The following is a 14,255-nucleotide window of genomic DNA, read 5'->3' as shown; positions in this document are numbered from 1 at the left end:
GCTCTCCCGTCCTCATCTATTCAATGATCCCGCGCAACTTGCTTCAGGCAGAACCACCATGGGAATTGTTCGCTTCGCGCTACGGTTTCCGCACACGTTCTATGTGCTTGCGGCGCTGATCCTGTTTCTCGGCGGCATCGCGATCTGGTCGATGCCGACGGACATTTTTCCGGAGATCCGCATTCCCGTCGTCACGGTGGTGTGGAGCTACACCGGCCTGTCGACGCCCGAGATGGAGCAGCGCGTCAGCACCTACAGCCAGTATTCGATCAGCGCCAATGTCAGCGGCATCAAGAACATCGAGGCGCAAACTCTCAACGGTCTGTCGGTTCAGAAGATCTACTTCCAGCCGGACGTGAATCTCGACCTCGCAATCTCGCAGATCGTCTCGGCAACCAACGCCATCCGCGCCCTGATGCCGCCGGGCATTCAGCCGCCGATCATCGTACAGTTCAATGCATCGAGCGTGCCGGTGCTGCAGCTCAGCCTCGAGTCCAATAGTCTGAACGAGCAGCAACTATACGACTTCGGCATCTACCGTATCCGGCAGCAATTGGCGCCTGTTCCGGGCGTGACGCTGCCCACGCCTGCCGGCGGCAAGTACCGCCAGATCATGGTCGACATCGATCCGAACAAGCTCCTGTCGCGCGGATTGACGCCGCTCGACATCGTCAATGCGGTGAACACCCAAAATCTGACGCTGCCCACCGGGACGACGAAAATCGGCGACACCCAGTACACCGTTCGAACCAATGCCACGCCGGCCTCGATCAAGGATCTCAACATGATCCCGGTCAAGTTCGTGAACGGGGCCACGATCTTCCTGAAGGACGTGGCCCAGGTCCGGGACGGCTCCCAGGTCCAGCAGAACATCGTGCGCGAGGACGGTCATCGCGCCGTCCTGCTCAGCGTGATCAAGAACGGAAATGCCTCGACGCTCGCCGTCGTCAACGGGGTGAAGAAGGCCTTGAGTTCGATTCGCGCGTCGGCTCCTGCAGGGCTGAAGATCAACGAGCTGTTCGACCAGTCGGTCTTCGTCACCCATTCGGTGGATGGCGTGCTGCGCGAGGGCGCGATCGCGGCGGGCCTCACGGCGCTGATGATCCTGCTGTTTCTGGGATCGTGGCGATCGACGCTGGTCGTCTTGATCTCGATCCCGCTGGCGATGCTGTCTTCGCTGGTCGTGCTGTATTGTCTCGGCGAGACCTTGAACACGATGACGCTCGGTGGGCTTGCACTCGCGGTCGGCATCCTGGTCGACGATTCCACGGTGACGATCGAGAACACGCACCGACTCTGGACCGAGGAAGGCATGCCGTTGCCCGATGCGACGCTGCACGGGGCGGCTGAAATCGCGGTGCCGACGCTCGTCTCCACGCTCGCAATCAGTTGTGTGTTCACCTCGGTCGTATTTCTGGAAGGGCCGGCCAAATACCTCTTCACCCCGCTGGGTCTGGCGGTGGTGTTCGCGATGCTGGCGTCATATGCGTTGTCGCGAACGCTGACGCCGATCACCATCGGCCTGTTGCTGAAGGGCGAGCGGCGCCATGGCGAGGGCGGAAGCCCGTCGGGCATCTTCGGCCGCGCCTCTGCGATGTTCGAGCGCGGATTCGAACGCCTGCGCAACGGCTATTCCGATTTGCTGTTGACGTTGCTTCGGCGTCGCGTCGTCGTGCCGATCGTCGCGGTGCTGGTGCTGGCCCTCGGCGCCATCATGTTCGTCTATGTCGGCAGGGACTTCTATCCCCTGATCGACGGCGGCCAGATCCAGCTCCACGTTCGCGCGCCTGCGGGCACTCGCATCGAGAAGACGGAAGCAATCTTCCAGGCGGTCGAAGACAAGATCCGCCAAGTGATTCCGGAGCGGGACCGGGCGCTGATCGTCGACAATATCGGGCTTCCGGCGCGTCCCTACAATCTCGCATTCACGGACGGCTCGACGATCGGTGTGAACGACGGCACCATTCTGGTGTCGCTCAAGGATGGGCACAAGCCGACCGCGGACTACGTCAGGAAACTGCGCCAGGTGCTGCCGGCGGCGTTCCCGGAGGACACGTTCTATTTCCAGGCGGCCGACATCGTGACGCAGATCCTGAACTTCGGTCTTCCGGCGCAGATCGATGTCCGCACGGTTGGCTATGGCGACAACAATCTGGCCGTGGCCAAGGAGCTGCAGAAGAGCCTCGCGGCGATCCCCGGTGTCGTCGATGCGCATCTGCAGCAGGAAGTCGATGCTCCGGCGTTCTATGCCGACATCGACCGCACGCGGGCCGCCCAGCTCGGGCTCAACGCCAGCACGGTGGCGACCAATATCAATGTCAGCCTCAGCTCGTCGGCTCAGGTCTCGCCGAACTTCTGGACCGATCCGACGTCGGGCATCCCGTATTATCTGGCCGTGCAGACGCCCGAATACAGGGCCAATTCGCTGAACGCACTGGGAAACACGCCGGTGTCGGCCTCACTTGCCGCGAGCGGGCAGACGGTGCCCGGTCTCCTCAGCAATGTCGCGACGTTCAAGCGGGGGAGTGTCCCCACCAATTCGAACCAGGCCAACGTCCAGCCGGTGTTTGACGTCTATGCGAGCGTCCAGGGTCGCGATCTCGGCGGCGTCGCGGCCGATATCAACAAGGTCACGTCCACACTCCAGAAGCAGCTCCAGCCGGGTAATTCGATCCAGGTCCTGGGACAGATCCAGAGCATGAATCAGTCGTTCCGCAATCTCGGAATCGGCCTGCTGTTTGCCGCGATCCTGGTCTACCTGCTGATGGTCGTGAACTACCAGAACTTCGGCGATCCCTTCGTCGTCATCATGGCGCTGCCGGCGACCTTGTGCGGCATCTTGACGATGCTGTTCATCACCGGAACGACACTGAACGTGCCTTCGCTGATGGGGGCGATCATGGCGGTCGGCGTTGCCTCCGCGAATTCGATCCTGCTCGTGACGTTCGCGCGTGATGAGCAATTGAAGGGACATTCCGCGTTCCAGGCGGCGCTGAGCGCGGGCCGCACCAGGATCCGGCCGGTCCTGATGACTGCTGCCGCGATGATCGTGGGCATGATCCCGATGGCGCTCGGAGGTCCGGGCGAGGAGCAGAACGCCGCGCTCGCGCGCGCTGTGATCGGCGGACTTCTGTTCGCGACCCCGACGACTTTGCTGATCGTGCCGTACCTCTTTGCCATGCTGCGCAAAGGTAACGATGGCAAGCCTCACCACGGCGTATTCGAGGAGCAACCGGAATGAGCGACGTTCGTGTGCGGACCAATGACGACGAGGCGAGGGACCCGCCCGATGCGGAGAGCCGCCGCATCGTCGAGCTCCCCGGCAAGGCCGCGCCATCCGGACGCCGTTACGGCGGCGCGCTGCTCGGAGGAGGTATGCTTCTGCTGCTCGCGGGCGGTCTCGGCATTGGCGGCTGGCGGCACTATCAGGCGGCGCGTGAGGTCGCTGCAGTGGCGGAGCAGGTGAGAACCGCCATTCCGGAAGTGCGGGTGGCGGTGGTCCGGCCCAGCGGCGACCTGATGAAGGTTACCTTGCCGGCGACGACGACCGCGTTCGAGGCAGCCAATATCTTCGCGCGGACCAGTGGCTATATCGAAAAGCGCTATGTGGATATCGGCGATCGGGTCAAGAAAGGCGATCTTCTCGCGGCAATCACCGCTCCGGAGCTCGACCAGCAGATCGCCCAGGCCCAGGCGACGCTGGCGCAAAACCAGGCCGCCTTGCAGCAGGCGCAAGCGAGCCGGGAGCTTGCCGACGTCACCAATGCGCGCGACAGCAATCTGGTCAAGCAAGGCTGGCTGACGGCACAGCAGGGGGACAACGATCGTCTCACCCTGCGTGCACAGCAGGCGGCCGTGGGTGTCGCCCAGTCGAACATCACGGCGCAGGAGGCCCAGATTCGAGTCCTTCAGCAGGAGAAAGCCTACCAGCGCGTGGTGGCGCCGTTCGACGGCGTGATCACACAGCGCAACGTGGACAATGGCAGCCTGGTGCAGGCCGGGTCGACCTTCATGTTCACGCTGATGCATTCCAATGTGATCCGAACCCAGGTTTTCGTGCCGCAGGACGAGGCCTTCGGAGTTGGACCGGGCGTCGACGCGGATATTCGCGTCCCCGAGATTCCGGGGCGGACGTTTCCGGGGAAAGTCACGCGCATCGCAAGCGCATTGCAGCCGGGAAGCCGAACTCTGCTGACCGAGATCGACGTGCCCAATCCGGACGGTGCCTTAAGTCCCGGTATCTACTGCACGGTCGAGCTGTCGATCCCACGCAAGACGCCGTCGATGACCGTCTCGTCCGATGCGCTCGTCTTCGATCAGAACGGTCTTCATGTCGCGGTCGTGCGGAATGGCACCGTTCATCTGCAGCACGTCTCGATCGCGCGGGACTTGGGCACCACAATTGAAGTGCGCGAGGGCCTACAGCCCGGCGACCAGGTCGTGCTCAATCCGGCGGTGAACCTGGCGGAGGGCAGCAAGGTCACCATTCGCAAGGTCGAGGTCAGTTAGGAGCATAGAGATGATCCGGGTCGTGCTCGCAACAACGATCGCCCTGCTGTTGGGCTGTTCTTCGAGTGAGGCGCAGGTCTCAACGATGGGCACCACGGCGATGGGCCTTCCAACCGTACCGGGCGCGATCGTGACCTCGCCGCTCAATAGTCCGGGGCCCTTTTCCGCAACAACCGAGCCTGGCGTTCCCGACACGACGCTGGCGCCTGTTCCGCTCGCCTCGGATCCGACGACGCCGGGTACGGTCGTCGTCTGCGCCACGCCATCGACGTCCCCGATGCCGGTGCCGGCGACCCCGATCGTATCGAGCATCGGCTCGTCAGCGTCAGGCATCGGCGCTCCGCTATTGCCGGTCACAGGGCAAACCGGCAGCTCCATCGGAACGATTCCCGCAGCGGCACCGGCGGGAACGGGGACGACGGTCGCATGCAGCTCGACGCCGGGAGGGCTCGCGACAAGCGCTGCGTCCCTGCCGCTCTCGATCCCGCAAGTGCCGTCCAGTCTCGCGCCCGGCACGATCCTGGCGGACACCAGCGCTGCCGGCGGTACCGGCATCGATCCAAATGCCGCCGTCATGCCGAGCCCGAACAGCACGGCCTGCGCGGAAGGCGTCTCGATGAATCTCGCAGCGCCTGCGACCGTGTTGCCGGCCAACGCCTCAGGCGCGGCGCCAACGCCGGGAGTGTCGCCGATCTTGCCGCCGGGATGCTGAGGCGACGCCGCTACAGGACTCTCGTCGCACCGCGTGCGGATCGGGGGATGACACGTCGGCTGGCGTAGCCTTGGCCGTACCAGCGCTTCACGTTGCCGGGCGTAGCTTCAAAACTTCGGCGTCGGGCGGCAGCATCGTTCCACCGTCCCGGTATTTCCAGTCCACCATCACGCCCTTGTTGCCCCGTACAGTGGTGCGGCCGACGAAGGTCCCCATGGTGCTCTGATGGTCGATCGAACGCCAAATCGCCGGGCCGAACGGCGTTTCGAAGCCGACGTTGCCAAAGCCGTCGGCCATCGCCTCGGTATCGAATTTCCCGAGCTTTGCGATCGGTGCCACGATGGAGCTGATCAAGGCGTGACCGACCACGGATCCCATCGTGGGAGCCTCGCCATATCGTGCGGAATAGGCCGAGACGAAGGCGTTGTTGGCGTGATCCAAGACCTCGGTCACCGGATAGCCGGTCACGATCCATCCTTCCGGGGCGTCCTGCCCGAGCGGAAGAAGGTATTCGGGTTCGCCGGTCGTGAACGACACGACGTGTCGCCCTTCGAACAGGCCGCGATCATTGCCTTGCCGGACAAATCTGGCGAGATCGGGTCCGAAGGTGACGTTGAGGATCGCTTCGGGTTTCTGCTGCGCGAGAGCGTTAACGACCACGCCGGCATCAATGGCGCCCAGCGGCGGCCACTGACTGTTGATGAACTCGACGTCGGGACGACGGCGGCTCAGAAGCTGCGTGAACCATCTTACGGCCGACTGCCCGTATTCGTAGTTCGGGGCGATCGTCGCCCACCGCGTCGCCTTCAATTGAGCTGCCTCCTCCACCAGCATGGCTGCCAGCATGTATGTCGAGGGGCGGAGCCGGTAACAATATCGATGCCCTTGCTCCCAAACGAGGGCGTCGGTGAGCGGTTCGCTCGCCACGAAGAGGATCCGGTTTTGCCGGGCGAAGTCGCTGATTGCCAGTCCGACATTCGACAGATATGCGCCTGCCAGAAGATCGACGTCATTCCGCCGCACCAGTTCTTCGGCGGCACGCAGCGCGACGCTCGGCTTGCCTTCATCGTCCCGGCTGATGACCTGCAGCTCTCGCCCGAGGAGACCTCCACTCGCATTCAGCTGTTCGACCGCCAACTGCCAGCCGCGGCGATAGGGCAGGGTAAACGCGGGCGCGCTGCTATAGGAGTTGATCTCGCCGATCCTGATCGGTCTCGTGCCCTGGGCGCGGATGATGCCGGGCGAAAACACCGACGCGCCAACACTGCCTAAGACCTGTCGTCGAGAGATGCTCATCTGGTGCGATCCGGAGGATTGAGTGTGAGGGCTGGTCCAGCGCTGCAGGACATGTCGTGCCGGTCGAAAAGATCAGCAACCTAGTGGCAGGTGCAGGACGGGGGCCGGTCGTCGCCGCCTGTCGAAATCGAGATGCCGGGACTTGCAGCGAGACCGCGCGCAAAGGCGAGCGCGGGAAGATCGACCTCCCGATCGAACAGAGCGCTGACCGGACCGACGAGATCGAGAGCGGTCTGCTGGCGGTCCGACGCCGCCATGATCCTTGCCCAGGCTGCCGCGACCTTCAGCTCATAGAAGCGGCATTGCTGCTCTCTGGCAACGGACAGGCCCTCGGAGAACAGGACTTCCGAGCGGGACCGATCTGACGAGCCATCGGCAAGCAGGATCTCGCCCTTGATCCGCAGCAGATCAGCAAGGCACCACAATTGCTGGCCTTGCCGGGAGATGGCCAGGGCATCTTCCACGGCGGCCAGGGCCTGCGCAGTCTCGCCGACCGCGAACAGTCCTTCGGCGAGCGATCCGAGAAATTCGGGATTGCGCATCAGCCAGCCGTTCTCGGCCCGCGCTTTCAGTCCGCTGCGCAGCAGATCTATTCCATCGTGATGTCTGCCTTGCAGGACGAGCAACTGCCCCTTCAGGCAGGACGTCCAGCTCGTCCAGAAAGCTATTCCCTCGCGCGTGACGAGCTCGAGGAGAGACGCTATCGCCTGATCGGCAGTGGCGACATCATGCGTCATCAGCGCAATGGGGCACACGGCGTTCCGCAGCGCGTAAGCGATCGCGAGCTTGTCCTTCTCACGCTGCGCCTCCTCGAGGCATTCCGCGGCCAGGGATCTGCTCTGGGCGATCTTTCCCTGGAGCAGCAGCACGCGGGCTAACATGGCCTTTGCCAGGACGGTCTGGTTGAGCAGGAACCACATCTGGTTCGTGCCGTCCTTCAATCCGTGAGCCGAGTGGTCCAGGGACAGGGTCAGTTCGCGTCGAGCTTCCTCCTGCGCGCCGTAAAAATGGGTGGCGGCGCCGATCAGGCGGCGGCCGACCGTCTCGTTGGCGGGGTTTCCCGTGCGAAGGGCGATCGCCAGATATCGCTCTCCGACGCTCTTGGCCGCGTCATATTGGCCCGAGTTGAGATTATAGCTCCACAGCGTCCAAACAGCCTTGAGCTGAAGCTCGAGATCGGACAGCTCTTCGCCGAGTGCAAGCCCGATGTTCAGGGCCGCCTTCATGCGATCCGCCGAGCCAGTCGTATTGAGAAGCGCGAACCCCAGCGCGACGTAGAGCTGCGCCTTGAGCCTTGGATTGCAGGTGAGCTCTCCGTCAAGATGGGCGAGAGCGTGCTCGACCCGGGTCGAGCATTCCATGAAGGACAGCAGTTGCATCCACACCGGCACAAAGCCGGCCGTCAGCTCTACGCCGAGCGCGGCATCGCCGCCGGGTGCGAAGGCCCAGTCGAGCGCTGCATGCACGTTTCCAATTTCCTGGGCAAGGCGAGTGAGATCGTCGGAGGCGGGGGAGGCATCGCCAGGTGGCATGATGAGCTGCCTGAGAAAGCCCGCATGCCGTCTGCTGGCCTGCTCGCAGAGCCCTGCTTCTGCCAGCTTCTCCAGAGCATAGGCGCGGGTGGTCTCCAGCAGACGCCACCGCCCTTCGAAGGAGGGATCGAGCGAGACCAGCGATTTTCCGACCAGATTGAACAGTGTTTCGATGACGTCCGACCGGGACAACGCGTCGTCCATCATTGCAATGGCCGCATCGAGTGTGAAACCTGCCGGAAACACCGCGAGCCAGCACAACAGCCTTTGCTCGTCGGGCGATAACAGATCGTAGCTCCAGTCCAGCGTCGCTCGCAGGGTCTGGTGCCGTGGCAGTTGGTCCCTGCGGCCGCCGCTCAGCAACTCCATTCGCCTGTCCAGGCGAAGCAAGACCGTGTCGACCCCAAGATTCGCGGTCTGAGCCGCGGCGAATTCCAGCGCGAGCGGAATTCCGTCGAGCCGGCGACAGATGGCAGCCACTTTCAGCAGATCGTCCGCGCCTGGAGAGAAGTTCGCGCGTAGCGACTGTGTGCGAGCGACGAAGAGCTGCACGGCGCTTGCCTGCAACAGCACACCGGGATCACGCAAACCAGAGTCCGGAACCGACAGCGGCGGGATGGTCGCAACGTATTCGCCATCGATGCGGAGGCCTTCCCGACTGGTCGAAAGAATAGTGACATTGGGACAATAGCGAAGTGCGGCACTCGCGATCTGTGCAGCGATGTCGATGACATGCTCGCAATTGTCCAAGATGAGAAGCAGACGCCGTGACCCGATAGCCTGCGCGATGCAGGCGGCCGAAACCTCCTTGTCACTCAAGGCCAGCTTGAGCGCACGGGCGGTGGTCGATGTCGCAAGTGCCGGATCATGCAAGGTCGCGAGCTCGACCAGCGCCACCGCACCATCGAATGAGGATGCGACCAGGCGCGCAAGTTCGATGGCCAGCTTTGTTTTCCCGATGCCTCCCGGGCCGACCAAAGTCACGGCCCGATATGCGAACATAAGTTCGGCAATTTCGCTCAGGCAATCCTCGCGCCCGATAAGAGGAGCGCGCGTGTTCGGCAGGTTGTTCGAAAAGGATTCGATGGCCGGGACGGATACCGATGTCGCTGCGGGCTGATCCAAATGCCCGCTTCGCCAGGTCCCGGCGAGGGTATATCCACGGCCCGAGATCGTCTTGAGGAGATCGCGATCTTTGCCCAGCGCCTTGCGGACGGCGGAGATATGGACCTGTAGCGTGTTGTCCTCGACGGCCAGGCCTGACCAGACACTTCCGATCAAATCATCCTTGGTCACCAGGTGACCGGCGCAACCCGCCAGTTTCTCGAGAATCTCGAATGCGCGGCTTCCGATCGGGACCGTGATGTTGTCGCACTTCAGCTCTCTCCGCTGGCAATCGATGAGCCAGTTACCGAAAGAGTAGGTTCGTACAGCGGGCGAAGGCGACATAAGGGGGTCCGTGGATCAGCTTCACTGCCGCAATCTAGGAGAGTGACGTGACCCCCAAAGATCACCGCCCCTGGCAAGATTCTGAAAGCGTCAGTATGCCCAGGTGTCGTACAGGGGAGGCCGTTGGGGTGTCAAGACGACCTTCTCAGTAGCCGGCTGTTCGCCATGGCTCGATGCAGGCGTCCGAAACGCTCGTTGCTTGCACACGAATTCGTGAGGACGAATGGGAGTGCCAAAATGGGAGAGCGGGCCGGAAGGAGCGTGCAGCACATCCCGACAGCAACACGGGGCAGGGGACTTCGCGTCGCAACGGTTCAGAAGCTCGGCAGCCTGCTTGGTCTCTTCGTTATCGAGCGGTCGAAGCGACACCTGTTCACATCGCGAGCTGCAGGATATCGCGCGGCATCTCGATTGAAAGGATGGCACGACGCATCGCTTCGACTGTGTCGGCAAGTCGGCGAAGGAGAGCCTGAAGTTTCCTGATTTTGCGCCTCTTCACTCGCGATCGGGCCATAGCTTGCTACCTTACTCTGCGATCGATGCGCTTCGCCGGAATGGGGCATCATCGTTTGGATTGTCCTTGCCAGAGTAAGATCATGTCTCAGCCATTATTACTGTCGCCACAACCGAAGCATGGCGACACCCAGGCGACCGTCACCGCGGACGAAACAGATTTCCGCTCGGCCATCGCAATGGCCTCGATCGCGCCGCTTCCGAAGGTCATCGCGCCTACCACCGTTTCGCGCAGGGACGATCTGTCCCCCCTTGATGCAACGACGATTGCCTTCGAGCGGCTCGGTCTGGTCATTGCGATCGAAGGGCGGCCACGGCGCAGCTCCAGCATATCCCCGTGTAATCCGGCGCGCGACACCGGCTGGCTTCGCGTCGAAATCCCGTGGCAACGCGCGGCCATGACTGCACCTAGCTCTCTGACAACGGCGCCCATTTGTGACGACGATCCGGTTGTTCAGCGCCTGTCCGAAGCTCTCGTCGCGATGGAGCGATTGAAGGCCACCGATAGCGCCCTTTGCGTCGACGCCCTGCGATTTGCCGTCATTGCCCGGCTCCTTGCCTTGCGGTCCGAGGCGGAGCCGAGGTTCGACGAGCGAGCCCGCGTCGGCCAATGCACTTCTGAAAGGCCGGTCCACGGATTGCAGAAGTGGCGGCTCAAGCGGGTGCTCGACTATATCGAGACTCACTTCCGCAAGAAAATCGTGCTGGCGGATCTTGCCGCGGCCGCGGGCCTGAGCCGGATGCATTTCGCCGCCCAGTTCCGCGCCGCGACGGGTTGCAGGCCTCACGAATATATCTTGCGGCACCGGATACAGCGCTCCAAGGATCTGCTGCGGGACTGCGAGATGCCGATTGTTGAGGTCGCGCTCACAGTGGGTTTTCAGAGCCAGGCCCACTTCACGACGACGTTCAGGCGCTTCACGGGTGACACGCCGAGTCGATGGCGAGATGCCGCTGCGGCTGGATTCGATCTTTGATGCCCCTGCCTCGACCGAATAGGCCTCTGCCCTCGCGGGGCCTGAGACTGCAGTGGCGAGGTTGGTGAATTCCGCGATGGAGCTGGCATCGCTCTCGGATCCGCTGCAGATGCCGGGCCGCGGCGTTGGTACGGATCAATGCGTCTCAGACAGGGCCGGTCGGAAGAACGGGGCTTCATAGGGCCGCCATTCTTCCTCCAGTCACGTCTGTGAGATGGAAGCCCCCGAAGCGCCGAGATGAATCTCTTCAAGTCCGCGCTGACGATTGCCTTGCGGCAAGGGGGCTCGCTCCGGCTGGCGTGCTCAATAGCCCGACTTGGGCTCGCACGGAGGCCGACGCCAGGGGTCGCTCGCATACGCGCCGACGTCGGGAGCGCGAACACAGTTGCGCTTGGACGTCACCGGAACGCGCTGAACCGACGCATAGGCGTCGTCATTGGTCCGGCGCGCCTGGTTGTTGCCTTCGCGAGCCATCGCGGGGGAGGCGATCATGGCCGAAACCATCAGTCCCGCCGACAAGAGCTTCAGTGTAGTCATTGCACGTCTCCTTGACAAAGCGACGCCGGGAACGCCTCGGCTCGCCTGCCAGACATGTGTACGCGTGTGTCGGATGAGCAGTATCAATTGAACGATCATTTTCGCCTTTGCACGAAGTCGGCGCCCGCGCTTCATCTCGAAAGCGATTGCTCGCTAGTCGGGCGAAAGCGTTATCTGGTCCGAATGGCCATTCATGAGCGGACCGAACCATTCCCACTTCTCGCCGGTGAAGCGCATCATTTGGAGATGCTCAATCGGGCGAAAGTCCGTCGGCGATGTCTTGACCCGGACGCCGGGAATATAGGCCGCCCCCTCGATGTCGAGATTCGTCGCCACCTGCATGATCCTCTCGCGTGTGAGATCGTCGCCACAGCGCCTAAGCACCTCAACGAGCGCGCTCGACATATTGAATGCCACCAGCGGGCCGCTTTCGGATCGATCTGCGTCCGGATAGTATTTCGCCATGAACGCGCGAAAATGCTGCATGCCCGGGTATGAGTCCCACTGCGGGTCGGTCACGTCCATCTGGTACCCGGCACTCAGGACTCCCTTCGCGTTGTCCAGTCCTGCGAGCTTCAACACAGAGCCGACCGAAACCGAGACGTTCGTCATGATGTGGACGGGATGCCAGTCCAGCTCGGCGAGCTTCCTGATCGCCTGAGCCGCGAATTTTGGCGTGGCGACATTGATGAAAATGTCGGGGGCGGCCGCCTTGATCGCCACGATCTGCGAGTCGATTGTCGGCTCGCTGATTTCATATGGCAGGCTCGCAACCACCATTTGCGCGTACCCGTCTTGTAGCACCTCCTTCAGGCCAGCCAGATAGTCGCGTCCGAAGTCGTCGTTCTGGTAGAGGATGCCGATCCTGGCGCCAGGGTGATGCGTCAGGATATAGTCCGCGTAGATGCGTGCCTCGGTTCGGTAGCTCGGTAGCCAGCCGATCGTCCACGGAAAGTGGACGGGATCAGCCCAGCGAGATGCCCCCGATATGGCGAACAATTGCGGCACGTGGCGATGGTTCATGTACCTTTGAATGGCGGCGTTGCTCGCGGTACCGAAGGGGGCGAAGATCGCGAGCACTTCGTCGTCCTCGACGAGCCGCCGTGCCTGCTCGACCGCTCGGGACGGATTGTAGCCATCGTCGTAGGAGATGAACGCGACTGTCCGGCCGTTGATGCCGCCATTGTCGTTGACCATGCGAAAATACGCACTCATCGTCCTGCCGATGATGCCGTAAGCCGATGCCGGGCCGCTATAGGGCATGATGTTGCCGATCCTGATCTCGGTGTCGCTCGCACCGGGATCGTATCGCTGTTGCGCAGAGGCGCTGGCTGCGCCGGCCGCAAATATGACGGCGACGATCGCTAGTTTTCGCAAGCGCCTCGCAATGTCCGGACTCAAATGGCCACTTCCACCGGTGATCAAGCGATGCCTCCATAGCGCTGCTGGTCTTCGTGCCTGCCGGGCGGCGGTATGGCGCCAATGGAGGGCCTGCTCGTCCAACAGTCGATAGCCGGAGTGTAGCGCGGGACCCGACGCGAGCCGGATTACAGAAGCTGAAGAACTGTGAAGTTTTACAATGGTGTGCGTAGAATTGACCCGTCACCGGCGCCCGATCTGGGGGAGCGTTCTACGCCGTCGTCGCGAACAAACGTTCGGAGCCGATGATATCGATCGAGGCTCCGGACCCGCGGGGTGCGCCGCATGGCGCGGTCGCACTCCGAGCGAGGTCACAGACAGGCATGGTGACGCGGCAATTTGCCTTTGCGTGTTGCCGCCGCTCACCGATGCCCGTGGCGGTTGTAGATGTGGCCCGCTCCGAACACCGGAGCCGCGCCACCGGACCGCTCGAGACCCATTCGCCCTGCCGGCGTCAATGCGCCGCCATTCAGCACGTCGCGATTGGGATACATTGATGCAAATGCGGCGGGCTCCTGATCGGCATAGGACCAGGCCGCGGAGGCGGATGATATCGTTGCCGTTGAAAGCAGCACTGCGGCGATCAGGGTTTTGAATGCACTCATAGCGATTCTCCATTGCTTGTGATGTGCGGAGAGTCGCTTGGCGATGATCGCTGCTCGGCTGATGGCGTTTCCGGAATTGCTTTCTATACCGGGCTATATAGGCAGTCCGGCCGGAAAACCCCGCTTGTTGAGCATCACTCTTGCGAGAAGATGACGGGAATATCAGGCAGTGCGCGCGGTTACCAAGGTCTGATGCGTCTTCGAAGCCGAACTCTGTCACAATTGTCATAGTTGCTCGCGCGATCGTGCGTGGTCGAATCGTGTGCGACGCCCAGTTCTAGGTGCAGGTCATACAACATGAGGAGTGTGAGCCATGAGACTGCTCTGGTTTCTCTGCGTCGTCGCCAGTCTTGCGCTCTCGGGTGTCGCATCGGCCCGCGGCGGCATGGGATCCCACATGTCGATGGAGAGCGGTGGCGCGCTCGGTACCAGCGCTGCTGCGCCGGGAACGAACTCGCTCGGCACCGCGCTCCCGTCATCGGAGGGGGTTGGTCATCCGACGAAGGGACCGCTGCTCGGCTCGGATGCGACCATCGACAAGGAGGACGCACGGGTCGAGAAGATGCTGGAAGGATCCATCTGTCGCGGCTGCTGACGTGCGAGCATTGCGATATTTGCGGCGAGTGTCTGGCGGCCTTGGTCGCCGGACAGATTGTGTATTTTGAATGCGTTGGTGATACGCTGGGCGCAAGATCAAGCAACCGCC

The 14,255-nt window shown here is 62.5% G+C and carries 10 protein-coding genes; 5 read left to right on the top strand and 5 right to left on the bottom strand.

The genetic code is table 11. The annotated features are described in order from the left end of the window. The first annotated feature begins 58 nt into the window (after positions 1-58). The 3 genes from AB7290_RS28885 to AB7290_RS28875 are packed head-to-tail and all read left to right on the top strand — an operon-like array spanning position 59 to position 5,221. Positions 59-3,241: an efflux RND transporter permease subunit gene (locus tag AB7290_RS28885; RefSeq protein ID WP_085401034.1), complete on the top strand. Its 3,183-nt coding sequence runs from the start codon at positions 59-61 to the stop codon at positions 3,239-3,241. Beyond that, positions 3,238-4,509: an efflux RND transporter periplasmic adaptor subunit gene (locus AB7290_RS28880; RefSeq protein ID WP_063984307.1), complete on the top strand. Its 1,272-nt coding sequence runs from the start codon at positions 3,238-3,240 to the stop codon at positions 4,507-4,509. The genes AB7290_RS28885 and AB7290_RS28880 overlap by 4 nt, the downstream gene beginning before the upstream one ends. A gap of 10 nt (positions 4,510-4,519) precedes the next feature. Then, positions 4,520-5,221, top strand: coding sequence for a hypothetical protein (locus AB7290_RS28875; RefSeq protein ID WP_161495808.1), 702 nt, complete (start codon positions 4,520-4,522; stop codon positions 5,219-5,221). Positions 5,222-5,308: 87 nt separating this feature from the next. On the opposite strand, the gene AB7290_RS28870 is transcribed toward AB7290_RS28875, so the two are convergent. Further along, a complete protein-coding gene (locus AB7290_RS28870; protein ID WP_085401037.1) occupies positions 5,309-6,517 on the bottom strand; it encodes an ABC transporter substrate-binding protein in 1,209 nt (402 codons plus the stop codon). Between the two features lie 80 nt (positions 6,518-6,597). Next, entirely contained in the window at positions 6,598-9,498 is a 2,901-nt protein-coding gene (locus AB7290_RS28865; protein WP_085401039.1) for an ATP-binding protein, read from the bottom strand. A gap of 596 nt (positions 9,499-10,094) precedes the next feature. On the opposite strand from AB7290_RS28865, the gene AB7290_RS28860 reads away from it, so the two are divergent. After that, positions 10,095-10,988: a helix-turn-helix transcriptional regulator gene (locus tag AB7290_RS28860; protein ID WP_085401041.1), complete on the top strand. Its 894-nt coding sequence runs from the start codon at positions 10,095-10,097 to the stop codon at positions 10,986-10,988. Between the two features lie 303 nt (positions 10,989-11,291). Here the strand turns inward: AB7290_RS28860 and AB7290_RS28855 are convergent, their stop codons facing one another. The 3 genes from AB7290_RS28855 to AB7290_RS28845 form a co-directional block, all read right to left on the bottom strand. Next, entirely contained in the window at positions 11,292-11,525 is a 234-nt protein-coding gene (locus AB7290_RS28855) for a hypothetical protein (RefSeq protein ID WP_063984302.1), read from the bottom strand. Positions 11,526-11,678: 153 nt separating this feature from the next. Further along, positions 11,679-12,902 carry an ABC transporter substrate-binding protein gene (locus AB7290_RS28850; protein ID WP_244623235.1) on the bottom strand — a complete coding sequence of 408 codons (1,224 nt, stop codon included), beginning with the start codon at positions 12,900-12,902 and terminating at the stop codon, positions 11,679-11,681. Between the two features lie 404 nt (positions 12,903-13,306). Further along, a complete protein-coding gene (locus AB7290_RS28845; RefSeq protein WP_085401044.1) occupies positions 13,307-13,549 on the bottom strand; it encodes a hypothetical protein in 243 nt (80 codons plus the stop codon). A 313-nt stretch (positions 13,550-13,862) separates the two neighbouring features. On the opposite strand from AB7290_RS28845, the gene AB7290_RS28840 reads away from it, so the two are divergent. Continuing rightward, the gene (locus AB7290_RS28840) at positions 13,863-14,144 is read left to right on the top strand and encodes a hypothetical protein (protein ID WP_028153535.1); all 282 of its coding nucleotides are present in this window, start codon (positions 13,863-13,865) and stop codon (positions 14,142-14,144) included. The last annotated feature ends 111 nt before the right edge of the window (positions 14,145-14,255 follow it).

It is taken from the genome of Bradyrhizobium sp. 613_E4_N2_2 (assembly GCF_052075995.1).
Lineage (GTDB): Bacteria > Pseudomonadota > Alphaproteobacteria > Rhizobiales > Xanthobacteraceae > Bradyrhizobium > Bradyrhizobium barranii.
Note: the sequence above shows the minus strand (reverse complement) of the source record. Positions and strands in the feature narration are given on the sequence as shown.